This is a genomic window from Thioclava sp. NS-SX20 (assembly GCF_057380695.1).
This window is the reverse complement of record NZ_JBXXRY010000002.1, coordinates 261,200-287,113: the sequence shown is the minus strand read 5'-3', so window position 1 is coordinate 287,113 and position 25,914 is coordinate 261,200. Positions and strand designations below refer to the sequence as shown.

General features: G+C 62.9%; 24 protein-coding genes and 1 tRNA gene. 10 read left to right on the top strand and 15 right to left on the bottom strand.

Annotated features, from left to right (window positions below; genetic code table 11):
* The first annotated feature begins 37 nt into the window (after window positions 1-37).
* The 4 genes from AC2ISB_RS14960 (at window position 38) to AC2ISB_RS14945 (ending at window position 5,183) form a co-directional block, all read left to right on the top strand.
* Window positions 38-1,273 carry an MFS transporter gene (locus AC2ISB_RS14960; protein ID WP_486576852.1) on the top strand — a complete coding sequence of 412 codons (1,236 nt, stop codon included), beginning with the start codon at window positions 38-40 and terminating at the stop codon, window positions 1,271-1,273.
* Between the two features lie 95 nt (window positions 1,274-1,368).
* Entirely contained in the window at window positions 1,369-2,397 is a 1,029-nt protein-coding gene (locus AC2ISB_RS14955; RefSeq protein ID WP_486576851.1) for an amidohydrolase family protein, read from the top strand.
* Window positions 2,394-4,064, top strand: coding sequence for a thiamine pyrophosphate-binding protein (locus AC2ISB_RS14950; protein WP_486576850.1), 1,671 nt, complete (start codon window positions 2,394-2,396; stop codon window positions 4,062-4,064). Before AC2ISB_RS14955 ends, AC2ISB_RS14950 begins: the two co-directional genes overlap by 4 nt.
* Before the next feature lie 306 nt (window positions 4,065-4,370).
* Entirely contained in the window at window positions 4,371-5,183 is an 813-nt protein-coding gene (locus AC2ISB_RS14945; RefSeq protein ID WP_486576849.1) for an IS6 family transposase, read from the top strand.
* Here the strand turns inward: AC2ISB_RS14945 and AC2ISB_RS14940 are convergent.
* The 4 genes from AC2ISB_RS14940 to AC2ISB_RS14925 all read right to left on the bottom strand — a co-directional run bounded on the left by AC2ISB_RS14940 (window position 5,066) and on the right by AC2ISB_RS14925 (window position 7,848).
* A complete protein-coding gene (locus AC2ISB_RS14940; RefSeq protein WP_486576848.1) occupies window positions 5,066-5,401 on the bottom strand; it encodes a hypothetical protein in 336 nt (111 codons plus the stop codon). The genes AC2ISB_RS14945 and AC2ISB_RS14940 overlap by 118 nt on opposite strands.
* A 227-nt stretch (window positions 5,402-5,628) precedes the next feature.
* Window positions 5,629-6,801, bottom strand: coding sequence for a tyrosine-type recombinase/integrase (locus AC2ISB_RS14935; protein ID WP_486576847.1), 1,173 nt, complete (start codon window positions 6,799-6,801; stop codon window positions 5,629-5,631).
* Window positions 6,743-7,450 (bottom strand): hypothetical protein, encoded by a 708-nt coding sequence (locus AC2ISB_RS14930; RefSeq protein WP_486576846.1) that lies wholly within the window; start codon window positions 7,448-7,450, stop codon window positions 6,743-6,745. Before AC2ISB_RS14930 ends, AC2ISB_RS14935 begins: the two co-directional genes overlap by 59 nt.
* A 323-nt stretch (window positions 7,451-7,773) precedes the next feature.
* A tRNA-Gln gene (locus AC2ISB_RS14925) sits at window positions 7,774-7,848 on the bottom strand.
* Window positions 7,849-7,953: 105 nt separating this feature from the next.
* On the opposite strand from AC2ISB_RS14925, the gene AC2ISB_RS14920 reads away from it, so the two are divergent.
* The gene (locus tag AC2ISB_RS14920; RefSeq protein ID WP_486576845.1) at window positions 7,954-9,141 is read left to right on the top strand and encodes a BaiN/RdsA family NAD(P)/FAD-dependent oxidoreductase; all 1,188 of its coding nucleotides are present in this window, start codon (window positions 7,954-7,956) and stop codon (window positions 9,139-9,141) included.
* Window positions 9,142-9,239: 98 nt separating this feature from the next.
* Here AC2ISB_RS14920 and AC2ISB_RS14915 read toward each other — a convergent pair whose 3' ends face one another.
* Entirely contained in the window at window positions 9,240-9,602 is a 363-nt protein-coding gene (locus tag AC2ISB_RS14915) for a cupin domain-containing protein (protein WP_486576844.1), read from the bottom strand.
* Between the two features lie 256 nt (window positions 9,603-9,858).
* Here AC2ISB_RS14915 and AC2ISB_RS14910 point away from each other — a divergent pair, with 256 nt between their 5' ends.
* The gene (locus AC2ISB_RS14910) at window positions 9,859-10,473 is read left to right on the top strand and encodes a trimeric intracellular cation channel family protein (protein ID WP_330629493.1); all 615 of its coding nucleotides are present in this window, start codon (window positions 9,859-9,861) and stop codon (window positions 10,471-10,473) included.
* A gap of 19 nt (window positions 10,474-10,492) precedes the next feature.
* Here the strand turns inward: AC2ISB_RS14910 and AC2ISB_RS14905 are convergent, their stop codons facing one another.
* The 4 genes from AC2ISB_RS14905 to AC2ISB_RS14890 all read right to left on the bottom strand — a co-directional run bounded on the left by AC2ISB_RS14905 (window position 10,493) and on the right by AC2ISB_RS14890 (window position 15,128).
* Window positions 10,493-11,533 carry a DUF475 domain-containing protein gene (locus AC2ISB_RS14905; RefSeq protein WP_330629641.1) on the bottom strand — a complete coding sequence of 347 codons (1,041 nt, stop codon included), beginning with the start codon at window positions 11,531-11,533 and terminating at the stop codon, window positions 10,493-10,495.
* A complete protein-coding gene (locus tag AC2ISB_RS14900; protein ID WP_330629492.1) occupies window positions 11,520-12,482 on the bottom strand; it encodes a 2-hydroxyacid dehydrogenase in 963 nt (320 codons plus the stop codon). Before AC2ISB_RS14900 ends, AC2ISB_RS14905 begins: the two co-directional genes overlap by 14 nt.
* A 199-nt stretch (window positions 12,483-12,681) precedes the next feature.
* Window positions 12,682-13,878: an AGE family epimerase/isomerase gene (locus AC2ISB_RS14895; protein WP_486576843.1), complete on the bottom strand. Its 1,197-nt coding sequence runs from the start codon at window positions 13,876-13,878 to the stop codon at window positions 12,682-12,684.
* A 50-nt stretch (window positions 13,879-13,928) separates the two neighbouring features.
* Window positions 13,929-15,128: a replication initiation protein gene (locus tag AC2ISB_RS14890; RefSeq protein WP_330629490.1), complete on the bottom strand. Its 1,200-nt coding sequence runs from the start codon at window positions 15,126-15,128 to the stop codon at window positions 13,929-13,931.
* Window positions 15,129-15,705: 577 nt separating this feature from the next.
* Between AC2ISB_RS14890 and AC2ISB_RS14885 the strand changes: the two genes are divergently transcribed.
* Together AC2ISB_RS14885 and AC2ISB_RS14880 are read left to right on the top strand one after the other, a co-directional pair.
* Entirely contained in the window at window positions 15,706-17,121 is a 1,416-nt protein-coding gene (locus tag AC2ISB_RS14885) for an AAA family ATPase (protein ID WP_330629489.1), read from the top strand.
* 2 nt (window positions 17,122-17,123) lie between these two features.
* Window positions 17,124-18,224, top strand: a complete 1,101-nt coding sequence (locus tag AC2ISB_RS14880) for a ParB/RepB/Spo0J family partition protein (protein WP_486576842.1) — start codon at window positions 17,124-17,126, stop codon at window positions 18,222-18,224.
* A 192-nt stretch (window positions 18,225-18,416) separates the two neighbouring features.
* On the opposite strand, the gene AC2ISB_RS14875 is transcribed toward AC2ISB_RS14880, so the two are convergent.
* The 6 genes from AC2ISB_RS14875 to AC2ISB_RS14850 all read right to left on the bottom strand — a co-directional run bounded on the left by AC2ISB_RS14875 (window position 18,417) and on the right by AC2ISB_RS14850 (window position 23,614).
* Window positions 18,417-19,169 (bottom strand): ATP-binding cassette domain-containing protein, encoded by a 753-nt coding sequence (locus AC2ISB_RS14875; protein ID WP_486576841.1) that lies wholly within the window; start codon window positions 19,167-19,169, stop codon window positions 18,417-18,419.
* On the bottom strand, window positions 19,166-19,978 hold the full coding sequence (locus AC2ISB_RS14870; RefSeq protein WP_486576839.1) for an ATP-binding cassette domain-containing protein: 813 nt from the start codon (window positions 19,976-19,978) through the stop codon (window positions 19,166-19,168). The genes AC2ISB_RS14875 and AC2ISB_RS14870 overlap by 4 nt, the downstream gene beginning before the upstream one ends.
* Window positions 19,975-20,772 carry an ABC transporter permease gene (locus tag AC2ISB_RS14865; RefSeq protein WP_330629485.1) on the bottom strand — a complete coding sequence of 266 codons (798 nt, stop codon included), beginning with the start codon at window positions 20,770-20,772 and terminating at the stop codon, window positions 19,975-19,977. Before AC2ISB_RS14865 ends, AC2ISB_RS14870 begins: the two co-directional genes overlap by 4 nt.
* Window positions 20,769-21,719, bottom strand: coding sequence for an ABC transporter permease (locus AC2ISB_RS14860; protein ID WP_486576837.1), 951 nt, complete (start codon window positions 21,717-21,719; stop codon window positions 20,769-20,771). The genes AC2ISB_RS14865 and AC2ISB_RS14860 overlap by 4 nt, the downstream gene beginning before the upstream one ends.
* 31 nt (window positions 21,720-21,750) lie before the next feature.
* A complete protein-coding gene (locus AC2ISB_RS14855) occupies window positions 21,751-23,244 on the bottom strand; it encodes an ABC transporter substrate-binding protein (RefSeq protein WP_486576836.1) in 1,494 nt (497 codons plus the stop codon).
* 94 nt (window positions 23,245-23,338) lie between these two features.
* A complete protein-coding gene (locus tag AC2ISB_RS14850) occupies window positions 23,339-23,614 on the bottom strand; it encodes a hypothetical protein (protein WP_330629482.1) in 276 nt (91 codons plus the stop codon).
* Window positions 23,615-23,763: 149 nt separating this feature from the next.
* Here AC2ISB_RS14850 and AC2ISB_RS14845 point away from each other — a divergent pair, with 149 nt between their 5' ends.
* Window positions 23,764-24,537, top strand: coding sequence for a M48 family metallopeptidase (locus AC2ISB_RS14845; protein ID WP_486576834.1), 774 nt, complete (start codon window positions 23,764-23,766; stop codon window positions 24,535-24,537).
* A gap of 75 nt (window positions 24,538-24,612) precedes the next feature.
* A complete protein-coding gene (locus tag AC2ISB_RS14840; RefSeq protein ID WP_339109974.1) occupies window positions 24,613-25,872 on the top strand; it encodes a DUF2254 domain-containing protein in 1,260 nt (419 codons plus the stop codon).
* The last annotated feature ends 42 nt before the right edge of the window (window positions 25,873-25,914 follow it).

Genomic DNA, 25,914 nt, shown 5'->3' with positions numbered 1-25,914 from the left:
GCCAGACAGGCGTTAGATCGGGGCATCAAAGAAAGGCATGCTTATGTTCACCCAAGGCCGCTGGGCCGTTTTCGGCAATAAGGGCTATCCGGCGTTTCTGGCCGCGCTGTTTTTCAACGGGCTGTCGGTGCAGGTGCAGACAGTGGCCGTGGGCTGGCAGCTTTACGAGCTGACCAAGAACCCGATGGATCTGGCATGGGTGGGGCTGTCGCAATTCATGCCGGCGCTTTTGCTGGTGCTGGTCACTGGGGCTGCCGCCGACCGCTTTCCGCGCCGCAAGCTGATGGGGATCTGCCTGCTGCTGATGGCGGGGATCTCGATGGGCTTTTGGGGACTGACCGTCAGCGGGCATATCTCGGCGGGCCATGTCTTTGCGCTGATGGCGCTTTTTGGCACGGCGCGCGCTTTCTATAACCCCGTCCGCCAATCGCTTGCGCCCAATGTAGTGCGCGCGGCCCATCTGCCGGCGGCGCTGGCACTGAACTCCTCGGCCTTCAAGATCTCGATGATTGCGGGCCCGGTGCTGGGCGGCACCCTTTATGGCCTCGCCCCCGAAGCCGCCTATATCGCCGCCGGAGGGGCCTCGCTGATTGCGGTGGCGCTGACGCTCTTCATTCCTAAACCCCATCAGAACCGCGAGACAAAGCCGCAGGGCTGGGACGATCTGACCGCCGGGATCCGCTTTATCATGGTGCAGCCGATCCTGCTGGGGGCGATCTCGCTGGATCTCTTCGTGGGGCTTGTGGGCGGGGCCATCGCGCTGTTGCCGGTCTATGCCAGCGACATCCTCGGCACCGATGCCCTTGGCTTCGGTATCCTGCGTGCGGCCCCTGCGGTGGGGGCGCTGGCGATGGGCGGCTGGCTTGCCTCACGCCCGATCACGGGCGGCGCGGGGCCGAAGCTCTTTGGCTCGATCGTGGTCTTCGGGCTGGCGACAATCGTCTTCGCGCTCTCGCCCGTGCTCTGGCTGTCGTCGCTGGCGCTGGCGGTGCTGGGGGCGGCGGATATGATTTCGGTGGTGATCCGCTCCTCGCTGGTACAGCTCAACACCCCCGACGCTCTGCGCGGGCGGGTGAATGCCGTCAATGTGCTGTTCATCGGCGCCTCAAACGAGCTGGGCGCCTTTCGGGCGGGCTCGATGGCGGCGTTTTTCGGGCCGGTGGTGGCGGTGGCAGGTGGTGGTGTGGCGGCGCTTCTGGTCTGCGCCTATTACGCGCGCGCCTTCCCCAGCCTGCGCCATGCCAACCAGCTGGGCCCCGAAGGCGGCGCATAACGGCGGCTTTGCTATGATGCGCGTATGATATCCGATTGGCGCGGGGGCGCGGCGGCTGGCTAGTCTTTTGTGAGACATCACGAAAGGAGCGCCCGATGATCATTGATTGCCACGGCCATTTCACCACCGTCCCCAGATATTTCCGCGACTATCGCAGAACCCAGATCGCGGATTTCGAGGCCGGAAAAACCAGCGGCTTCACCCCAGCGCCCAAAATCTCGGATGACGAGATCCGCGAGGGGCTGGAGACCAACCAGCTGGCCCGCCAGCGCGAATTGGGCATTGATCTGGTGCTGTTCTCCCCAATCGCGGGGCTGATGGGGCATAATCACGGCAATGAAGCCATGTCGCAGCATTGGTCGGCCACCTGTAATGATCTGATCGCGCGGGTGGTGGATCTTTATCCCGATGATTTCGCTCCGGTGGGCCAGCTGCCGCAATCGCCCGGCGCCTCGCCCAAGGGCTGCATTGCCGAGATGGAGCGCTGCGTGGATATGGGGTTTGTGGGCTTCAACCTGAACCCCGACCCCACAGGCGGCTTCTGGACCGAACCACCCTTGACCGACCCGCAGTGGTTTCCGCTTTACGAGAAGATGTGCGAGCTGGAAGTGCCCGCGATGATCCATGTCTCGGGCTCGGCCACGCCTTCGGTCCATGGGACGGGGGCCTATTATCTCAATGGCAATACAGCGGCCTTCTGCCAGCTGCTGATGGGCGATCTTTTCACCCGCTTCCCCGATCTGAAATTCATCATTCCGCATGGGGGCGGCTCTGTGCCCTATCACTGGGGCCGCTATCGCGGCTTGGCCGCTGATCGTGGCCTGCCCTCGCCCGACGAGATGATCCACAATAATGTGTTGTTTGACACCTGCGTTTATTACCAGCCCGGAATGGATCTTCTGACACAGACGGTGCCTGCCGAGAATATCATCTTCGGCTCAGAGATGATCGGCGCGGTGCGCGGGATCGACCCTGCCACGGGCAGCTATTATGATGATACCCCGCGCTTCGTGAAGGCGCTCGATATCTCACAGACGGACCGCCAGAAGATCTTCGAGGGCAATGCCCGCCGGATCTATCCGCGCCTCGATGCGCGGCTCAAAGCGATGGGGAAAGCGGCATGAGCGCGCCCCGCACCGCCGCCCGCATTTTGGTCGACCAGCTGATAATTCAGGGCGTGACCCGCGTTTTCTGTGTTCCCGGAGAAAGCTTTCTGGCCGTGCTCGATGCGCTGGTCGATAGCCCCATCGAGGTGGTGACCTGCCGCCATGAGGGGGCCGCGTCGATGATGGCCGAAAGCTATGGCAAGTTGACGGGGCGGGCGGGAGTTGTTTTCTGCTCGCGAGGGCCGGGGGCCACCAATGCCTCGTCTGGGCTGCATGTGGCCTGGCAGGATAGCACGCCTCTGGTAATGTTCATTGGGCAGAACCCGCGAGGAGTGACGCTGCGCGAAGGGTTTCAGGAACTAGATTACCGCCAGATGTTTGCCTCTCAGGCGAAAGCGGTCCTGCAGATAGAGGATGCTGTGCGCACCTCCGAATTGGTTACCCGTGCCTTCGGGCTGGCGCAATCGGGTCGCGCGGGTCCGGTTGTGGTTCCGCTGCCCGAGGATATGCTGAGCGACGAGGCGCTCTGTATGGACGGGCGGGCTGTCCGCGCGCCTGCCTGCGCCCCCGCCCCCGCCGATATAGCACATCTGCGCGAGGCGCTTACTCAGGCGCGCCATCCAGTGGTGATGCTGGGCGGCGCGGGCTGGACGCAGGACGCCGTTGACCAGCTGCGCGATTTTGTCGAAGCTTCCGATCTGCCGGTGGTAGCCAGTTTCCGGCGGCAAGACCTTCTGGACAATGAAAGCCCCTGTTACATCGGCGAGGTCGGGCTGGGAGCCAATCCCGATCTAACCCAGAGGATTGAACGAGCGGACCTGCTCTTGGTAATTGGCGCGCGTTTGGGCGAGATCGGCACTAATGGTTACACGCTGATGCAAGTACCTTGCCCAGCTCAGCGGCTGATCCACATCTACCCTTCGGCCGATGAGATTGGCCATGTTTATCAGCCCGAACTGGGTATCGTTGCCGCGCCGCCGGCCTTTGTGGCAGCCCTTGTGGCCGACGGGCCGATTGCCGGCCCTTGGAAGGCGCATCGTGCGCAGGCTCGCGCAGCCTTCGAGGCATGGACCACCCCCCGCCCTATTCCGGGCCGGATGCAGATGCCCGAGGTCATGCGCTGGCTTGATGCCCATACGCCCGAGGATACCATCTACACGAATGGTGCGGGCAATTTTACCGTTTGGCTGCACCGGTTTCATCGCTATCGCCGCTTTGGCACGCAGGTGGCGCCGATCTGTGGGTCAATGGGCTATGGAATGCCTGCTGCTCTGGCCGCAGCTTTTGCCCGCCCTGAGGCGACCGTGATCTGTGTGGCGGGGGATGGCGATTTCCAGATGACGGGGGCCGAGCTTGCCACAGCAGTGGCGCATGGCCTGAAGATCCGCGTGCTGATCGTCAATAACGGCATGCTCGGCACCATCCGTATGCATCAGGAACGCCACTACCCGGGCCGCGTGTCAGCCACCGACCTCTCGGAAGGCAATCCTGATTTTGCGGCCTTTGCGCAAGCCTATGGCGCATATTCGGAACGGGTGGAAGACAGCCATGATTTTGCGGCGGCCTTTGCGCGTGCCAATGAGCAAGACGGGCCTGCGGTGCTGGAGCTGATCCTCGACCCAGAGGCGCTAACCCCCGCCGCAAGCCTCAGCCAGACACGCCAGAAGGCACTTAGCAATGCATGACTGTCACTGGGGAAGGCATGTTCGACGTGCCTACCCCAGATCGGAAGATCGTGTTCTAAGTGGTTCGCAAGCAATTGTTAGAGGTGGTCGCGGAAGTTCGGAGCAGAGCTTAAGGAGGCTCGCCTGATGAAACTGACGATCTATATTGGCGAGGCTTTGTCAGGTTGCCTGGCCTTGGGTGCTACGATCCATCACCACGGTTTTCAGGCGGCCAGATCTGCGGCGTAGTCGGCCCAAAGGCTGAACGCGTCGGACCTCGGGCTTTGTCAGGTTGCAGACGGCCCGATCGCCGGATAGCGAAGGGCCATGCTGAAACTATCCGACCTTTCCCATATCAAGGGCTTCCGATTTCCGCGCTCCGTGATCGGCTACGCCGTCTGGGCGTATCATCGATTTGCTCTCAGCCTCCGGGACGTCGAAGATCTACTTGCCTCACGAGGGATCCGGGTTTCCTACGAGACCGTGCGGGACTGGGTCGCGCGCTTTGGCGGGCAATTCACTGCTCGGATCCGTCGCGAGCGCCCCGGCCCGGCGGACAAATGGCATCTTGACGAAGTTGTCATCTCGATCAAGGGCAAGAAGCACTGGCTCTGGCGGGCGGTCGACGCCAATGGCGATGTGCTGGATATCCTGGTTCAGTCGCGTCGGAACACGAGCGCAGCCAGACGCTTCTTTCGAAAGCTATTTCGGTGCTGGGGGCAGCCGCGCGTGCTGGTCACGGACAAGCTCGGCTCGTACGCGGCGGCCAAAGCCGAGATCGCTCCCAGGATCGAACATCGCCAGCACAAAGGGTTGAACAACCGAGCCGAAGCCTCGCACCGGCAGCCGCACCCCTTCCGGCATCGAGATCGTCACATGGAGATAGCGCGGCGTGTCCAACCCCGTCCCGCGCATGGCCTCCACCACATCCTCCGTGGACCAAGCGGGCACATTGCCTTCCAGAAACGCACCGCGCTCGCGCATGACATAGCGCGCCAGCCGCCCCGCATCGCGATGCTCGGTCAGATATGGGCGGGGCATGTCACCACCTTCCGGAAATCGGCATGGATCTCGCGCAGCGCCGCCTCGATACGCCCCCCCTCGAAACAGGCCGCGCTTTCCGGATCCGCCCGCACCTGATCGCGCAGGGCGGTTAGCGCATCGGTGGCGCGGATCAGGGCGACGAAAGCCGCTTCCTGCTGGGCCAACACCGGTCGCGTCAAGGCATGACGGATGAACTCCGTGCGCTTCTCGAAACCAAGCCGCGCCATCGTCTCTGCCGCGATCACGCTGTCTTCCGCCGACAGATTCGCATCCCATTTCTCGCGGCTCCGGAAGGTAAGTTTCTTGGGCGCCACAGGCTCTCTCCTTGTCTTCGTCATCAAGGAACAGTCTACCCCAAGCCTCCGAAATCACGCAGAGCTCAGGCCCCTCCCCGATGCCGGAACATGTGGAAAACCCAAGCCTCTCTTTATTATCGAGCTTTTATTCCAGCCCCTTTCCGAGCTTGACCCGCCGCGTTCTGCTGCAGCTTCTAGGTTCTCTCCCACGCGAGGACCGCCCGAACGTGAATTCTACGGAGAACCTAGAACAGACGGGGCAGCCGTTCGATCGCGGCAGAAAGTGGCCCAAGCGGCTTTTCCGCCCGCCGATAGGTCGCATGGTTGGTGTCATTCAGCTGATGCCCGAGAAGATCCTTCCGGTCGATCTCCGGCACGACCTGCGTGCTCCCATCGGCCTGACGCAGATTGATCAGATGGTCATTCACATAATGCCGGAACCCATGCGCAGACAATCCGCGCGGGTTGCCAGCCAGACTATGCGCGAAGCTCATCCGCAGCATATGGTCGAGCACATCGCCGAATTTCCTGTCATAGGCCGTCCTCACGTCACCGCGCTTGTGGGCCAGATGTCGCATCGCCTTCGGCACCGCTTCGGGAAACAGCGCCACGTCCCCGCGCTTACGGGCTTTCGCGACAAACTCCGGAAAGCCCAGTTCTACGAGATGCGAATGCAAAGGCACGCGCCGCTTGCTCGCGCGGTTCTTGAGCCCGCGCAGATGGTTGGGCCGGAGCGAGACAAAATGAATGCCTTCGTCCACGCCCAGATCATCAACCAACAACCCCGCAATCTCGCTGCGCCGCGCGCCCGTGTAGACCAGAAGAAGATTAATCCAGTAATGGTGATCCTTGACCACAATCTGCCCGGGCGAATGCCGCCGCCCACGCGATTTGCATCCCTGCCAGAGCGGATGCCGGAAGAGTGTCTGCACATCCGCCAATGTCGGAACCTCGCGCTTTTCGTCATCGCTGCGCGTATCTTCCGGAATGAGGCCGCGCAGGTTCGGGTCCAGCTGCGTCACGTTCCTCTCCGCGCGGCCATGATGCACGAGGGCTGCAATCGTGTTCATATGACGCTCGATGGTGCTGGGCGACAGCCCGCAAGCTTGCCCAAGATGCTCCGCCCGCTGCAAAAGCTCGACGCTGGTCAGGTCCTGCTCCTCCGGCTTGCGCCAGTAGATCTTCGGCATCCTGCCCGCGAGTGTCTTCGCGTAGTGATCCAGATGATGCTGGCGGATCTCGCTCATGCGCTGCACGCCGGTCAGGAACATGAAAACCATCACCGATTTCAGCTTCTGGTCCCGCGTGTCCTGATTTGCATTCGACCGCCTGACCATACGCACCGCTGTCCCCGCGATATCATCCCCACGCGCGGCCTCGATGATCGAAGACCCCGCAATGCCCGTCAAATTCCGCATCTTCCGGCTGGGCGCGGGCAGCCTCCATCTGCGCCGAGAGGCTGCGCCCCGTCATCCGTCCTTCGATCAGTTCGACGCCTTCGGTCAACGCGGGCGCAGCAGGGGGACTGTCGGGAACAGACGCAGGCGCGACCAGCGGAGCCACCTCCCCCACCGCCTCCTGCATCAAGCCGCGCAATAGCGAGATCGCCTCATTGCGCGCGGCCTCCGCCCGATGAAGCGGCAGCTCTTCAACTGCCTCGCTCGCCGCGGCCCGCGCCTCCACCGCCGCCCACCGGAGTTGCAACATATCCGCCGCCGGCAGATCCTCGGGCGCCTGCGCACGCAACCGCGCCTGCTGATTGAAGGCGGGCGAGAGAAACTCCCGATAAAGGTCCGACTGGATCTCGACCGCCAGCCCGCGATCCTCCTCGGCCAAGCCCGCAAGCCGCTCGGGCGCCATCTCCTGACGCAAGCCGTCCTCGACCATCCCGCGCAACACGAGGCTCTCGATCCGGTTACGCCGCGCTTTCTCGGCAGTCATGGAGCCATCCATCCGCTCGATCATCCGGCTCTGCCGCAACTCGCTCACACAACGGCGCAGCTCGGCCTTAAAAAAGGCCGCCACCTCCGTTTCGGGCAAAGTCATATGCAGATTTTGGTCGAGCATCCGGTCCATATACGCCGTTAATCTGACGCATAATTTAGAAGCTAATGCCCGATCTGTCGTCCCCAGCGAGACCATCACCGGTGCGGAATATGTGGAAAACCCCGGCACGCGGCGTCGGAAATAGAATCGCGCCTGACGCGCGCATAGATAGGAAATGCCCTGCATGACGATCCCTCCACGGATCTGTCATCACTTCCGACCAAAGCACCGCATTCTCCGCGCTTGTGTAAGCGCAGGTGTAAACGACTGTGTAACCTTTAGACCTTCACGCCGCAGCGCGAAACATCAAGGCTTTGATATATATCATCATATTAGGAAGGAGTTGGCTGGGGCGGTAGGATTCGAACCTACGGTGCGCGGTACCAAAAACCGGTGCCTTACCACTTGGCTACGCCCCAACTCTCTGTCAGTGAGGGGGCTTTTAGCCAAGCCGCTCGGAGGGTGCAAGAGGAAAAATCAGAAAAGATTTGTCGCCGCCCAAACTTTCGTGCAGGGAAGATCGCATGATGAGATTTGACGCAATAATCATTGGCGCTGGCGCCGCAGGCCTGATGGCCGCAATCGAAACCGGACGTAGCGGAAGGTCGGTCTGCCTGATCGATCATACCGCAAGACCGGGGGAAAAAATCCGAATCTCCGGCGGTGGCCGGTGCAATTTCACGAATCGCGAGCTCGACCATCTGACCGCCCGCGACCGATTCCTGTCACAAAACCCGCGCTTTGCCCTCTCGGCACTCTCGCGCTACAGCCCGCAGGACTTCGTCACTCGCCTCGACCGCGCGGGCATCGCTTGGCACGAGAAACACAAAGGCCAGCTCTTCTGTGACGGCAAGGCCTCGCAGATCGTCGACATGCTCACCCGCGACCTGCGCGAGGCCGGTGGCACGCTCAGCCTCGACACCACCGTCGAGACCATCACCCGCGAGGGCACCGACTTCCACGTCACCACCTCGCAAGGCCTCATGACAGCCCCCAAGCTCGTCATCGCCACGGGCGGCAAATCCATCCCCAAAATGGGCGCCACCGGCATCGGCTACAAGATCGCCGCGCAATTCGGCCTCTCGCTCACCGAAACCCGCCCTGCCCTCGTACCTCTGACCTTCGCGGAACAGGAACTGGTGAAAACCAAACCGCTGGCCGGCACCGCCACCCCCGTCACCATCCAGCACAATAAGACCCGCTTCGACGAGGATCTGCTCTTCACCCATCGCGGCCTCTCGGGCCCCGCCATCCTGCAGATCTCGAGCTACTGGCGCGACGGAGACCCGCTCACCCTCGACCTCCTGCCGGGCCAGAACATCGCCCGACTGCTCGCGGATCAACGTCAGGAGAAAGGGCGCATGGCGCTGCATAACGCGCTGGCCCGATGGCTCCCCGAGAAGATCGCGGCGCTGGCGGTGGCCGAGTCGGGCCTGCAAGGCCGTCTGGCCGACCAAAATAACGCCAAACTCGAGCACCTCGCCACCTATGTCCATCAATGGCAGATCAAACCGGTGGGCTCCGAGGGCTACCGCACGGCGGAAGTCACGCTTGGCGGGGTCTCCACCAAAGACCTCGACGCCAAAACCATGGAAGCCAAATCCCAACCCGGCCTCTTCTTTATCGGGGAAGTGGTCGATGTCACCGGCTGGCTGGGCGGTTACAACTTCCAGTGGGCCTGGGCCTCGGGCTTTGCCGCAGGCAAGGCCTAAACCGGCTTCCGCGCGAACGGGGAACGAAGGACGGGGGACGGGCCGCAGGCTGCGGTCTCCCGTCCGCCAGACCGCAGCCTGCCGGCCCCGCCCGACCATCAGGCCTGCTTGTAATCATACATGTAGATCTTGCGGATCGGCTCCAGAACCTCCCAGCGGCCACGCCACCCCAAGGGCATCATCAGCGCATCGCCCGGACCATATTCGGTATGGCGACCATCGGGCTGGACCACCCTCAGGCGGCCCTGCAGAAAATGGCAAAATTCCGACCCGCCCTCCATCTCCAGCTCGAACTGGCCCGCACTGCACGCCCAAAGGCCCAGCTCCACCCGTCCGTCCGCACTGCTCCAGAGCGTTTTGGCGGCCTCGCTCATGCCCTCGGTCAGCGCCCCTTCCAGCGGGCTGAACGCGCCCAGATCCGTGGTCAGCGCATCGGGAAAGCTTTGAAAATCGATCATCATAAGTGTCCTGAAACCGGAAAAGATACCGCAGTGTCGATGAGGCCGCCGGACGACGCAAGCGCGATTCCACTCCGCCCGCGCGGCACGCAACCTGCGAAGGCAGCCCACGACGCGCCCCCGAAATACGCCACAGACCAGACGCACGAAATTTTGCCCATAAAATAACCGCAAAAGAGCAACAAATAGGCTATTTAAAAACACCCGATTCCGGATTACATGCCAGCCCGAAGTGCCCGCCACCCTATCGGAGCCCGTTATGACACCGCTCGCCTCTTCCGCCCTGTTCTGGCTGGATATTGCCGGTATTGCCGTTTTTGCCGCCTCGGGCGCACTTGCTGCGGCAAAAGCCAAGCAAACGCTTGTAACCTTTGCCTTTTTCGCGTCCATCACGGGAATCGGCGGCGGCACATTGCGCGATCTTCTGATCAACGCACCGGTCTTCTGGGTGCATAACTCATGGGTGCTGACCACCTGTCTGGTGGTCAGTTTCGCGGTCTGGAAGACGCCCAAACGGTTCTGGAACGAACGCGCGATCGACTGGTTCGATGCGGTCGGGCTGGCGGCCTATTCGGTCTATGGCGCGGCAAAGGCGCTTGCCTTCGGGGTCTCTCCGCTGACAGCGGCGGTCATGGGGGTGATCACCGCCTGTGCGGGCGGCATTTTCCGCGATGTGCTGGCGGCCCAGCCCTCCATCATCATCCGCCCCGAAATCTATGTCACCGCCGCCGCCGCCGCCTCGGCGGGGTTTGTGGTGCTGACATTGGCCGGTTGCCCCTTCGCCATCGCGGGGCCGCTGGCCGCCGTCTTCGGCTTTATCCTGCGCGCACTGGCCATTGCCCGCGGATTGTCGCTGCCCTCCTATCGCGGCTAAGCGCCCCCCTCGGGGGGGCTCAGGCCCGCACCCGCCGGTTATAGCGCACCGAAGACAGCAGCGCCAAACCGATAAACCCTGCCCCCAGCAGCCCCGTCACCAGCTCGGGGATCGGCATCAGGGTCTGCACGAACATGATCACCGACAGCACGAGAATCGACCAGAACGCCCCGTGTTCAAGATAGCGGAACTCGGTCAGAGTGCCCTGCTCGACCAGCATCAGGGTCATCGCGCGCACATACATCGCCCCGATCCCCAGCCCGATCGCGATCAGGAACAGGTTCTGGGTCAGCGCGAAGGCCCCGATCACCCCGTCAAAACTGAAGCTGGCATCCAGCACCTCGAGATAGAGAAACGCCCCCAAACCGCCCTTGGCCACCATGCCCGCCGCCTCGCGCCGGTCCAGATAGGCCCCCAGCAGCTCGACACAGAGGAAGGTCGCAAGGCCAAACACCGCCGCAAACAGGAACTCATCCTGCGAGGCTTCGGGCAACGCGGTGGAAAAGCCCATCATCACCAGCAGGACCAGCACGATTTCCGTACCCTTCACCGCCCCGAACCGACGCAACCCGCGCTCGATTCCGGTGATCCAGTCAACATCCTTCTCGGCATCGACAAAATAGCTCAGCGCCACCATCATCAGGAACGCGCCGCCAAAAGCGGCAATCTGCAGATGCGCCCCGTGGATGATCGCCGCATAGCGCGCAGGCTCCGTGGCGGCCAGATGCACCGCCTCAAGCGGGCCGATCCCCGCCGCCACCACAACGATCAGCAGCGGAAACACCACCCGCATCCCAAAGACCGCAATCACGATCCCCCAGGTCAGAAACCGCCTGCGCCATTTTTCGGACATCTGTTCCAGCTTGTTGGCATTGACGATCGCATTGTCGAAAGACAGCGAAATCTCCAGCACGGCCAGAATCGCCCCGATCAGCAGGAACCCGAACGCCCCCGACAGCGTAGCGCTATAATGCAGCCCCAAGCCGAAGGCCCCTGCCAGCGCCAGCACCGTTATCGCGAAGGGCCAGTAAAAATATTTCAGCACATCAAGTCTCCACATATCGGCCCAGATCGACCGGACTGACCAGTTCTGCGCCAGAGAAATGCGCATTCAGATTATCGACCACAAGCCCCGCCATCGCATCGCGTGTTTCTTCGGTGCCCGAGGCATGGTGCGGATAGAGCGTCACATTGGGCAACGCTACCAGATCGGGGTTAGGATCTGGTTCATTCTCGTAGACATCAAGCCCCGCATGGCCCAACCGCCCGTCGCGCAATGCCGCAACCAGCGCCGCCTCATCCACCACCGACCCGCGCGCCACATTGATCAGCAGCCCCTCCGGCCCCAGCGCCTCGATCACCGCATCGTCGACCAGATGCCGCGTGCCCGCACCACCGGCGACAATCACCACCAGCACATCGGCCTGTGCGGCCAGATCGGTCAGCACGGGCACATAGGTATAGGGCACCGCCTTCTTGCGCCGGTTCCAGTAGCGCAGGTCCATCTTCATCGCCTGCGCCCGCTCCGCAATCGCCAGACCGATCGTGCCAAGCCCGACAAGCCCCAGCACCTTGCCTTTCAGGCTGCGCCCCAGCGGCATCGGACCCTGACGCGCCCAGATCCCCTCGCGCACCCAAGCCTCGCCCGCCACCAGACCACGCGTGGCCCCGAGCATCAGCATGATCGCGCAATCGGCCACATCATCGCAAAGCGCAGGGCTGGAATTGGTCAGCGCAATCCCGCGCCGTGCCAAGCCCTCCAGATCGAACCCGTCAAACCCCGCCGAAGAACAGGCCACAATCCGCAAATCCGGCAGCGCCGCCAGAATATCGGGCGTCACCTTGCAATGCCCGTCGGTCACCAAGGCCGCACAGCCCGCGCCCTCGCGCGCCAGAAACGCCGCGCGATCCGTGGCCAGATCGGCACGCAGCACCCGATATCCCGCCTCAAGCCGTGCCATTGCCTGCGGACGCAAAGGCCGCAGCACCATCACCCTTGTGTCGTTCATGCGTGTCTTCCCCTTCCATTGCTGCGGCCCGAGGCCTCCGCCGCCCGGCCCAAGGCGGCTTGCACATCATGATAGGGCGCAAAGCCCCTGCCGGCACCCCTCCTTGGGAGACACCCCACCGCAACAATGCCCCAAAACGGCGCCCAAAGCCCCAGAGGTTAAAGATAACACATTGAATATACTTTGTAATCCAAGAGACCTAGCCCTTCAGGCGGGCCTCCAGCCCGTCCTGCAACCGCGAGACCCCCTTGGCCAAGGGGAGCAGATCGGCCTGTAGCGCATGATAGATATCGGGCTTGCCCTTGAACTGCCCCTCCACGGGCCGATCATCCGCCCCAAGTTCCGGATACCAACCGCCACGCGCCTGATCCACCAGATGCGCCTCCGCAAAGGCCCATAGCCTGCGATACCACTCCTCGCCCGCAAAGGTACCCGTTTTCAGGAGCGCCGACATCGCCCCGATCCCTTCACATACCGGCCACCAATAGCGGGCGTTACGGTCCACCTGACCGTCGAAATCCAGCGTATAGACAAAACCGCCCCTGCGCCCCCATGCCAGCCGGAGCGCCTCTTCCACCAGACACCGCGCCGCCTCGGGCAAATCCTCATCGACCCGCCCGCGCAGATCCCAATATTGCAAGACCAGCCGCGCCCATTCCACCGAATGTCCGGGCGTCGTGCCTGCAGGCCGGAACACCGGATCGCCCTCATAGCCGCGATCCACCTCCCAACGCTCGGAATAATGCTCTGGAATCCGCCAGTTATACCGGGGAGCAATGCGGCGGATAAACACATCGATCAGCCGCCCCGCCCGCACCAGAAACAGCGCCTCGCCCGTGGCCTCATAGGCCGCCAGATGCGCCTCGGTGGCATGCATATTGGCATTCATACCGCGATATTTGTCCAGATGCGCCCAGTCTTCCGACCAGTCCTCGACAAACAGCCCTGCGCCCTCATCCCAGAAACGCTGCTCCAGAACCTCGGCCACATCGGCCAGAAGCCGGTCCGCCTCGGGATGCCCTGCCCGCTTGGCCGAGGCCGCCGCCAGCAGCACGAACATATGGCCATAGGCCTTCTTCGTGCCATCCGCCACGCCCGAGCGCACCGCATGGAAAAACCCGCCGCGCTTGGCGTCACGGTGCGCGCGCCACACAAACCCCATACCGGCAGCCACCATATCGGCGCCTTCGGCAAAGCCCAGCGACAGGCCCAGGCTATAGGAATGGATCAGCCGCGTGGTGGTGTGCAGCTCTTGCGGGCCGGGGATCGGCTGCCCCGCATGGTCCAGCACCGCAAACCGCCCGCGCCCCTTCAACGAGGCCAGAAAAAACCGCAGCTGCCGCTCGGCATCCTCGCGTAACCATGCGTGATGATGCGTGATGATGCGGGTTTTCAAGCCACGTATCGTCAACCTCCAGCATCTCGCGCGGGGCAACAGGGTCCATCTCACACCTCGAATGCATCGGGCGACAATTCCCGCCAGAAGGCCGCAATAGCCGCCGCATTCAGCGCCGACATCCAGCCGTGACGCTCGAAATCATCGCGCTCGCTGCCTTCAAGACGCGACAAAAACAGCCGCTTATCGGCATCGCGCTGGGTGGGCGTGCGGCTTGCGGCCAGATCGCGGATCACCGTCAACTGCTTCACCCGCTCGGCCAGCGCCGGATCGGGGGCGGGGTTTCGCGGCGAAACCTTATCCGAGCGTTCGGGCCGGTAATCATCCTTCAACGCGGCACTCAGATAGCCGATGGCATTCTTCACAGCCCCCTGCCCCGCCACGTAATCCACCTTCTGGCGCACATAGTCCTCGCCATGTTCGGTGATCCATTGCCGCGCCAGCCGGTCCGACACGCCCAAAGCCAAGAGACGCGCATAAACCGGACTTTTGCGAAGCCCCTCCCCGTCATCCAGATCAAGGATCGCCAGCTGCGGGTTCTCCCCGATGCGGAAACGGATCTCGGTCACCGACCGGCCCATCTTCTTGAATTCCGGCGTCACCATGATGTTGGAGGACTTGTTCACCTCGGCTACGGCAGGCTTGATGATCTTGGCGTTCAGATGTTTGAACACCTCGTAATAATCGCTATCGGCCACGCCCATCAGCCGCCGGAACAGATCAAGGCTCCACCAACCGGTCGATCCCGTGCGCACGAAACGATAGCAATTCTCGTAAAGCGCCAAGGCATGGCCAGAGGTGAACCGGCGCTGGATATTCAGGTTGATCAGCGCGAACACCTTGGGATCATTCAGTTTTTCTGCCAAGGCAGGCGAATAGGCATATTCGCAGACACCGCCTTTGAGCTTGGCATAGGACAGAAGCGAGCTGATGCCCCATTCCTGCTTGCCCTCGCTATCGAGCATATCCCACTCGGCCACCGTCTCGGCCAGCCCGCGCAACGATTGCTTCAGCGTGTCCATGTCGTTGGAATTATAGCCGATCATCAGGCACAGGGTGCGCGCGTCAATGCGGTGCACCTGCTGGCTGATCAGCGTGTCATAGGCGTTGAGCAGCAATACATTGGACAGTTTGCGCTGCAAGAGCGTCAGCTTGCCCGACACGTGGATCGCCGCCACATGTTTCTTGACTGCGCCGCGGCGCAAGGACCCACTCAAATGGTCCTTAGGGATATCATCCAGCTCGTTCATCCTGCCCGGCCTTTTTTATGCCTTGTGAAAGCGGGCAGAGATTCGCCCGCAAGCTTTGCGATCTAGCCGATTATTTGCCGAAAAGGTACCCCATGACAACAGATTTCCTGGCACCTCTTTCACCTCCCGTAAACGGGCACCCAAGGCGAAACCCGCCGGTTTGAGGTACCCGCTTACAGGAGAAATCCGGCCCGAAGGCCCGCTCCCGTGAATCGGTACCTTTCAAAATCGGGCAGTTATCCACAGCCGGAGTCCCGATTTGCAACCGGAATCTGCCAAAACCGCGCACATCCCCGAGAATCGGACCCTTTCCCACCGGAATCGGGTACCCTGCCCCCCGTATCCGGTATCCGTTCCTCCCGTAGATAGGTGCCAGACATCATCTAACAGTATGTTTTTATTTCAGAATAGCCGCCGTAAAGATTCTAAATATTACAATAAAGATTCAAAACACCCGTTCGTATGTTCTCTAAATCCTCGATTTCAGGAATATTCCGGCCAAGATGATTCCCATTGCGCGCTGCATGTGCGATAGTTGCCGTGATATCGCGAGAAACAGCGAACATGCTGAGGTTTCATGGCAAGCAAATCTGGAAATGGCAGCCGTACCGATCTGCCCCCGTATTTCAATATAGACCCCGAAGAAGCCGCCGAGAAGCTCTCGGCGAGCATCGACACCGCCCGTTTCGCCCGTGCCGCGGCCTTCGCCTCGCGCGGGCGCGATGATCTGGCGCGGCGCGGCTATGCCCCCGATGGCAAAAAGCGCCTGCGGAAGTTTTCGATCTGGGAAATCTGTAAATATCTTATTCCTGTCGCGCCCGCCCATCTGCGCCGCGTGCTGAAGGCCAATCCCGAACTGCCGCAGGGCGACGGGGACAGCGGTTCCAAATGGTTCACGCTGGAAGATATCCTGATCCTGCGCGAGCATTTCGCGGAAGAAGGCGCGCAGAACCGGCAGTATAAACCGTGGCGACCGGAAGGTTTACCGGCGAAGGTCGTGGCGGTTGCCAATTTCAAGGGCGGCGTCGGCAAAACCACGACTGCCGCGCATCTGGCGATGTCCGCCGCGCTGGACGGCTATAAGGTGCTGGTCATCGACCTTGATAGCCAAGGCTCAATGACTTCGGTGATGGGCGGTCAGGTGGCCGATGAATGGCAGACCGCCTTCCCGCTGCTGGCCCGCGACTATGCCACTGCATTACAAGCCGAAAATCGTATCCGTGAAGCCGGTGGCCAACCGACTTACGCCTTGGACGAAACCCTGAAAGAGGCGCTGGAGGTTTCGCCGCGAAACCTTATCCAGAAGACGCATTGGCCCAATATCGATCTGATCGGGGCGCAGCTCAATCTGTATTGGGCCGAATTTCAGGTCCCCGTCTGGCGGATGCAGCTGCGGAGCTGGCCGCTGTGGGATGCCCTGTCAAATGCCCTGAGCGACGGCGGCATTCTGGATGACTACGATCTGGTCTTTCTCGATACGCCTCCCGCACTTGGGTACCTTACGATCAATGCGCTTGCGGCGGCGGATATTCTGCTGGTGCCGCTTGGGGCGTCTTTCCTTGAATTCGACTCTACGGGCCGGTTTTTCGATATGATCTATTCGACCTTTGCCTCTATCGAGGATGGTGAAAACCGTCAGCGGCGGGCGGATGGTTTGCCGGAGATCGGCTTCGAATGGGATGCTGTGCGGGCGATTGTGACCCGTTTCGATGCGGCGCAGCAGACCGATCTGGCCAATGTGGTGCAGGCCTATTTCGGGGATTTCATGACGACCTACCGTCAGGAAGTGACGGCTATGGTCGGGCAGGCGGGCGAGCAGGTTTCGGGTATCTACGAGATCGATTACCGCGACTTCAACCGCGATACCTATATTCGCGGACGGGAAACATTCGACCGCACCTGGGCCGAGGTGAAGGAGGTGATCCTTGGCACCTGGTGGCGTGATATGAAGCTGAATGAGGCCGAACTGGCGGGCCAGAGTGAGGAGGGCTGAGCATGGCTAAACGGAGAAAACTGATCGCGCCGAGTGCTGATGATCTGAGCCGTCTGGAAGACGAGTTTCGCCGCGAAACCTCCTCGCGGGCCTTTACGGCGGCCCCGATCGCGCAGGTCGCGGCGGAGACGGCCAGTTCCTATGACCCGCGTCCGGCAGAGGATCGTGAACGGGCCGCGCGCGACCGTAACGATGCGGAAAGCTTCCGCCAGAAGACCGAAGCCGGACTGGTGATGCTGGAGATTCCGCTGGCCGAGATTGATGCGGATGCGCTGGTGCGCGACCGTGTCGTGCTGGATGCGGAAGACATGCAGGAATTGCAGATGTCGATTGCCGCCAACGGGTTGCGCCTGCCGGTCGAGGTCTATCCGCTGGCCGAGGACGGGCGTGGTTTCCGCTATGGGCTGTTGTCGGGGTATCGCCGTTTGCGCGCTGTGCAGGCGTTGCAGGAGCTGACCGACAAGCCGCAATACGCAACGATCCGTGCCGTCTTGCGCGACCCCGAGGCGATGGGCGGCACCTTTGCCGCGATGATCGAGGAAAACGAGATCCGCGCCAATCTCAGCCATTTCGAACGAGGCCGGATTGCCGTGATTGCCAGCCAGCAGGGCGCGTTTATCAATGTGGAGGCGGCGGTGGATGCGCTGTTTCCGATGGCATCGAAAGGCAAGCGGTCGAAAATCCGGTCTTTCGCGCTGATCTTCGAAGAGCTGGGCGATATGCTGCGCTTCCCCGAGATGATGAAGGAGCGTGACGGGCTGAAACTGGCCGCGGCATTGCGCGGCGGGGCGGAGGCGCGGCTGCGCGATCTGCTGGCGCAGAGAGAGCCGGAGAGCGCCGCGGACGAGGCGGAGATGGTGCAGGAAGCGCTGACCCAGCTTGAGCCGGTCGAGGCCGACCCTGCGCGCGGAGGCCGCCCGAAAAAGCCTGCGCCACGGGCCGAGAAGGCGCGGGAGGTGCGCAAGCTGACAAGCGGGGTCACGCTGCGCTCTGTGCCGGAGCAATCGGGTTGGTCGATCCGGATCGAGGGCGGGCCAGTGGATGGGGAAATGGTCGATGCGCTGCTGGCGAAGCTGGCCTACTGGCTGGAAAGCCCGCAATAGATCCGTCCTGTAAACGGGTGCTTCAGGGGGCTGCCGGAGGGGCGGCCCTTTTGCTTTCCGGCTCCTGCATATGGGCACCTATGGCGTGGGGCTGGCCATTTGGCACCCGTTTACGGTGCTCCTGTAAACGGGTGCTTGTGAGGGCTTTGGGGTGCCGAACCGGCCGGAAAACGGCCCCGATCCGGCACAGGATCAGGGCGTTAGGGGCAGTTCTGCGGCCATGAGCCGTTGCGTATAGGGGTGGGTCGGGGCCTCCAGCACCTGTGCGGTCGGGCCGGTTTCCACGATGCGCCCCGCCTGCATCACCGCCACGCGGTCGCAGAGCGCCTCCACCACAGCAAGGTTATGGGTGACCAGCAGGATGGCAAGGCCGTGGCTGTCGCGCAGGTGGCGCAGCAGGTCGAGGATCTGGGCCTGCACGGCCAGATCGAGGGCCGAGGTGGGTTCGTCCGCGACCAGCAGTTTCGGGCGCAGGATCAGGGCGCGGGCAATGGCGATGCGCTGCCGCTGGCCACCGGAAAACTGGTGGGGGTATTTCTCGGCATCTTCGGGGGCCAGCCCGACCTCGGTCAGGGCCTGCGCGATGCGGGCATTGCGTTCGGCGCGGGGCAGGGGGCGCAGATGCAGCGGTTCGGCCACGCTGGTGCCGATCTTGCGGCGCGGATCGAGCGAGCTATAGGGGTCCTGGAAGACCATCTGCATATCGGCGCGCGCGGCCCTGAGGGCCTTGGGCGGCAGGGCGAAGAGATTGCGGCCCGCCAGATGCACCTCGCCCGAGCTGGGGGAATCGAGCGCCATGACGATCCGCGCCAGCGTCGATTTGCCCGAGCCGGACGCCCCCACCAGCCCGAGGATCTCGCCCTGCGCAAGCTGCAGGTCCACCGCGCTGAGCGCGGGCGTATCGCCGTAATGGCGGGTCAGGCGATGCAGGCGCAGCAGGGTCATGAGGCGGGGCTTTGCGGGGCCGCGGTGCGGCGGGGCTGGGGCTGGCGGGGGGGCTGGCGGCGGGGCAGGGCGGCGATCAGGCGTTTTGTATAGTCTTGTGCGGGGGCGTGCAGCACCTGCGCGGTCGGGCCGGTTTCGACATGGGTGCCGCGATACATCACCATCACGCGGTCGGCTATGCGGTTGATAACGCCCAGATCATGCGAGATGAAGAGCATGGTCAGGCCGAATTCGCGGCGCAGGCTGTCCAGCAGGTCGAGGATGTCGGCCTGCACGGTGGTGTCCAGCGCGGTGGTCGGTTCGTCCGCGATCAGCAGGTCCGGCTGGCGGGCAAGGGCGATGGCGATGCAGACGCGCTGGCGCTGCCCGCCGGACAGTTCATGCGGGTAGCTGCGGGCGCGGCTTTGCGGGATCTGCACGCGGTCGAGCAGCCCGAGCGCATGGCTGCGGGCGGCGGCGCGGGACAGGCCGCTCAGGCGCATGCCTTCGGTGATCTGCCGCCCGATGGTCATGGCGGGATTGAGCGCGCTCATCGGTTCCTGAAAGATCATGCCGATACGTGCGCCGCGATAGGCATCAAGGGCCTTGTCGGGCAGGCCCAGAAGGTCGGTGCCGTCAAACAGGATGCGCCCCGTCGCGCGGGCTTTGGCGGGCAACAGGCCGATGGTTGCCAGAGCCAGCATGGATTTTCCCGAACCGGATTCCCCGACAATGCCAAGGGTTTCGCCTTTGGCGACCGAGAGCGAGATCCGGTGTGTGGCGCAGACATCGCCAAAGCGGATGGACAGGTTGTCGATATGGAGCATCATGCCCGCCCTTTTGCATCAAGCCGGTGGCGGATGCCGTCGCCCAGCAGGTTGAGCCCCAGCACCGCAAGCGCGATGGCAAGCCCCGGTGCCAGCACCAGATGCGGGGCCTGCGTGAGATAGGTCTGGGCGTCGGACAGCATCCGGCCCCAGCTCGGGGTCGGGGGCGGGCTGCCCATGCCCAGAAAGCTCAGCCCCGCCTCGGCCAGAATGGCCAGCCCTGTCTGGATCGAGAGTTCCGCGATGATCTGGCCCGAGATATTGGGCAGCACATGGTCGAGGGTGATACGGGCGCGCGATTTTCCGGCCATGCGCGCGGCAAGGATATAGTCCTGTGTCCAGACGCGCAGGGCCTCGGCGCGGGTGATGCGGGCAAAAACGGGGATCATGAAGAGCGCGATGGCCAGAATGGCGGTGGGGCCTCCGGGGCCGAGGACCGCGCCCAGAAGGATCGCCGACAGCACCGGCGGAAAGGCGAAGAGGATGGCGTTGGCGGCCATGACCGCGCGCGCGATGCGGCCCTCGGCCAGTGTGCCAAGGGCGGTGCCCACCAGCCCCCCCGCGAGGGTGGCAAGGCAGGCTGTGCCCAGCGAGGTCCACGCGCCCGCCATCAGGATCGAGGCGACATCGCGCCCGATCTGGTCCGTGCCCAGAAGCCCGTGTTCCAGCGGCGCTTTCAGGCGGGCGAGGAGGTTCATCGCGGTCGGGTCCTGCGGGGTCCAGAGGCGCGACAGGAGGGCGGTGGCGGCAAAGCCTGCGGTCAGCGTGCCGCCAAGGGCAAGGGAGAGGCGGCTCATGACCGGCTCCGTAGGCGCGGATCAAGCGCGAGATAGGCCAGATCGACAAGCGCGTTCGACACAAGGGTGAGGGTGGCAAAGAGCAGCACGGTATTCTGCACCACGATCAGATCCCGCTGCGCCAGTGCCTGATAGGCCAGACTGCCGATGCCGGGCAGGTTGAAGACATTTTCCACCAGCACCGCGCCCGAGATGAGAAAAGGAATTTGCAGCCCCAGCATGGTCACCACCGGCACCAGCGCATTGGGCAGCACGTGCTGCCACAGGGCGCGCTGGCGCGACAGGCCCTTGGCGCGGGCGGTGCGGATGAAGTCCTGACCTGTGATATCGAGCACGGCGGTGCGGGTGACGCGGGTAAGAACGGCGGCCTGCGGCAGGGCCAGTGCGATGGCGGGCAGGATCAGGGACAGCAGCGCCGAGGGCCCCGTGTCCCATCCCTCGAAGCCACCGGACGGAAACCAGCCCGTGCCAAGCGCCAGCCCGAGGATCAGCAGCAGGCCGATCCAGAAATTCGGGATGGCAATGCCGAACTGGCTGAGGATCTGGCCCAGAATATCGACAGGGCCATTCGGGCGATCCGCCGACCAGACCCCAAGGGGCAGGGCGATGGCAAGGGCGAGGGTGGTGGCCAGCGCCGTCAGCGGCAGCGTCACCAGAAGCTTCTGGCCGATCAGCGTGGCCACTGGCGTGCCATAGGTATAGGAGCGCCCCAGATCGCCCGTCACAATGCCCCCCAGCCAGTGCAGATATTGCCAGACGAGCGGCTGGTCGAGGCCAAGCTGGCGGCGCAAGGCGGCAAGGGTATCGGGCTGGGCCGAGGTGCCCAGCATGATCTGTGCGGGGTCTCCGGGCGCCAGCGAAACCGCCAGAAAAATCACCACCGAGGCCGCCAGAACCGTCAGGGCCAGCCCCGCAAGACGTTTGAAAACCGTTTTAACCCAAGGCATTCGCATTTTCCTGAAATTACGGAAAAATCTGTTAGTCGCTGGTCCAGCGCACATCCGTCATGTCATTGGCGGGCACGGGACCATTTTCCCAGACCCCCGTCAGTCCGGCCTTCCACACCCCCAGCTTGGGGTCGGAATAGAGGAAAAGCGCGGGCAGGTCATGGGCGAGGATCTCTTGCGCCTTGTGGTAACCGGCGGCACGTGCGGTCTCGTCCCGCGCTCGCGAGATTGCGGAAAGCGCGGCGCTGAAGGCCTCGCTGTGATAGTTGAAGTAATAGGGCGAGCGCGCATAGATGCCGATATCCATCGGCTCGGCATGGCCGATAATGGTCATGTCGTAATTGCTGTCCTTGAAGACATCCTGAATCCATGTGGCAGGGAAGGTCGAGGGCTCGATCGTTGCGGTCACACCGATCTGCTGGAAAAAGGCCTGAAGAATTTCGGCAGATCGCTGGGCATAGCTGCGGGTGGGCACCTTGAAGGTGAAGGCAAAACCATCGGGATAGCCTGCCTCGGCCAGAAGCTGTCGGGCGCGGGCCGGATCATAGGGATATTCGCCGGTCAGATCCTCGTAATAGGGGCTGGCGGGCGAGAAATGCGTGCCGATGGGCGTGCCATAGCCCGACTTCACCGCCTCGATCAGCATGGAGCGGTCAATCGACATCTGTAGCGCCTGACGCACGCGCAGGTCATCGAAGGGTTTGCGGGCATTGTTCATGCCGGCCACCACCTCCATCTCGCCGCTGCCGACATGGGTGGTAAAGCGGGCATCCTTGGTGAAACGGTCGAAAAGCTCGGGCGCGGCAAATTCGGAGATGATATCGACCTGTCCCGATTGCAGCGCCGCGGATTGCGCCTGCGGGTCCGCGATGAACCGTGCGGTGACATGCGACAGGGCGGGCTTGGTGCCCCAATAGCCGTCCCATGCCGACATCAGGACGCGGTCGCCCTTGCGCCATTCATCGACCTTGAACGGGCCGGTGCCCACAGGCTGCGTGGCATTGCTGGCGGCAGAGGCGGGGTCGACCATGACGGCTGCGGGAAAGCCCAGCCAGTAGAGCAGGTCTGAATCGGGGTGGGACAGATGCAGCACAAGGGTCTGCGGATCGGGGGCCTCGACCGTCTCGATGGCCGAAAACAGCGCCTTCTGCCCGTTGGTGGACTGATCCGAAAGCAGCCGGTCGAGTGTGAATTTCGCACTGGCACTGCTGAAGGGCGCGCCGTTGTGGAACTGCACATCGGGCTGGAGCGCGAAACGGTAGGTCAGCCCGTCTTCCGAAATCTGCCAGCTTCTGGCCAGTTGCGGCTGGATCTGGCCGTTCCGGTCGATCGCGACGAGCCCCTCGAAGACGTTTTCCCATGTGACCTGTCCCGCTGCGACGGGCGAGCCAGAGGTGGGGTCGAGGCCCTGCGGCTCGACCGCCTGCACGAAGGTGACATCCGTGCCGGATCGGGCCAAGGCGGGCGAGGTCAGGCCTGCAAGGCAAAGCGAGACAGCGAGGGCGCGTTTGAGCGTTGAAAACATGGGCGTTCCTGTTCTAACCGGTCCGGCTGGTTTCTGAATGCCCTTTTTCAGGGCAAGAAACCATAGAAAACAGAAAGCGCGCGGCGCGCAGGGGTCAGTCTTCGGAGGCGGTGTCGCCCTCGGTGGTATCGATCTGCTTCATGCGATAGACGCCCTCCGGCAGGTTGAGGGAGGCCGCCAGTTCGCGAAGCTGTGCATGAGAGAACACGACCCGTTGGACCGTGTCCGTCTGTTCGTCTAGCTGCTCGACAACAACACAATCCTCGAAGGATTCAATCTTGATGTCTTCCTGCAGGTAATCCCGTGGGTCATCGCCCTCGTCAACGAGGGTGATCACGGTGGCGTCAAATTCGTGCTCGATGGTGAACATAAGGAAAGTCTGGCAGATATTCCTGCCGCCCGCCAGAGCAAATCGTGCCTTGTTTACACTGCGTTGAAAATTGATCGCACAGGCTCTTCCCACCTATGGGGAAGGGGGCTAGGCTGAACGGATGCCCCTTTGGAAAGGACCTGCCCATTATGCGAATTTCGGTCTTGTGTGTTTCGGCTCTTGTGGTGCCTGCGTTTCTGGCACTGGCGGGCTGTGCGACCGATCCGATGGCAACCAGCGGGGCTGCGGGGCGCGACGGGGAAGCGATGAACTTCACCCAGAGCACCCAGCTTCTGTCACCCGAGGCCGCGGCAAAGAACTTCATGGCCGCCGCGCATCGGATGGAGCCGGTGATCGAGGACTACTGCCGCCATCACCAGCTGGCCCAGACCCATAGCTGCGATTTCCGGATCATGGTGGATGACCGCCCCGATCCCGAGCCGAATGCGTTCCAGACCCTTGACGAGCAGGGCCGCCCCGTTCTGGCCTTCAACCTGACGCTGATCTCGCAGGCGATCAATCAGGACGAGCTGGCCTTTGTGATGGGCCATGAGGCGGCGCATCATATTCTGGGGCATCTGGCGCTCAAGGCCGATGATTCCGAGACGGGGGCCGTGCTGATGGGCACGATCATCGCCTCGCAGGGGGCCTCGAACCGTCAGGTGCGGCAGGCGCAGCATCTGGGGGCAGAGATGGGCGCGCTGACGCGGGCCAAGGATTACGAGATGAAGGCCGATAGTCTGGGCACGGTTCTGGCCTATCGCGCGGGCTACAGCCCGATCCGCGGGGCGCAGTTCTTCAAGCGCATCTCGGACCCCGAGCAGGATATCTTCAGCAGCCATCCCTCGAACCGCGCGCGCATGGCCAATGTGCGCGCCACGATGCGGGCAATCGAGAAAAAGCGTCTGGCCTCCAAGGTCTGACAGGCTTGGCAGGCGGGGCTGATGCGCTAGATCCGCACTGCATGGCATGGGGACATGCGCGATGAAGGAGGCGGCATGTCGCGTTGGCGCTGGCATATCAAACGGGTGTTCGAGCGGATCTGGGTGCGGGTCAGCGCCTTCGGGGTTCTGGGGGTTCTGACCGCCTTGGGGGCTGCGGCCATCGGGCGGCTGGTGCCCGAGGATCTGGGGTTCAGCGTCAGTGCCAATGCCATCGAGAGCCTGCTGGAGATCATCGCCTCGTCGATGCTGACGGTGTCGACCTTCTCGCTGTCGATCATGGTCTCGGCCTTCAGTGCCGCGCAGGGATCGGCGACGCCTCGGGCGATCACGCTGCTGCAATCGGACCGGCTGACCCAGCATGTGCTGGCCTCTTTCATCGGGGCCTTTGTCTATGCGCTGGTGGGGATCATCACTCTGGAAACCGGCATTTATGGCGATTCCGGTCGGCTGGTGCTGTTTGCGGTGACTATTGCGGTGGTGGCGGTGATTGTCATCATGCTGCTGCGCTGGATCCAGCACCTGAGCGAGTTCGGGCGCCTTGAGGACACCGCCTCGCGGGTGGAGGAGGCCACGCGACAGGCGTTGATGCGGCGTGCCGAGGATCCGGTGCTGGGCTGCGCCGACTGGCAGGAGCCGCCCGTGGGAAGCTGGCCGGTGATGGCCGAAGGGGCAGGGCATGTGCAGCATGTGGACCCCGATTATCTGCAGCAGATCGCCCAGATGATGGATTGCCGGATCTGGATACTGGCGCAACCGGGCACCTTCGCGCATCCGGGAACGGTGCTTTTGCGGTGCGATGCGCTGCTGGAGGATGCGCAGGCGCGGCGCGCGGCGGAGGACAAGATGCGCGCGGGGTTCAGCATCGGCCATGCGCGTTCCTATGAGCAGGACCCCGAATTCGGGCTGCGCGCCATGTCCGAGATCGCGTCGCGGGCGCTGTCGCCTGCGGTCAATGATCCGGGCACGGCGATTGATATTCTGGGGCGGTTGATGGTGGTGCTGGTGGATTGGGCCCGCCATCGCCCCGCGCCGCAGGAGGTGCGCTGCCTGCGGGTCATGGCCCGCGAACTGGATCCCGAGGGGCTGATCCGCAATGCGTTCGATGCGATCGGGCGCGACGGGGCGGCCCAGATCGAGGTGGCAACGCGTTTGCAGGATGTGCTGGCGGGGCTTTGCATGACCGACCGCCGTTTTGTGGTGCCGGCCCGTGCGATGGCGCAACGGGCGGCGGCGCTGTCGGAACAGCAGATGGCCCTGCCCGAAGATGCGGCGTCCATTCGCGCCCGCGCGGCGGCGTTGGGAAATGTAACGTAGGGTTGCGAAGCGCCGGTTGATCCATATCAAAGTTTAACCGAT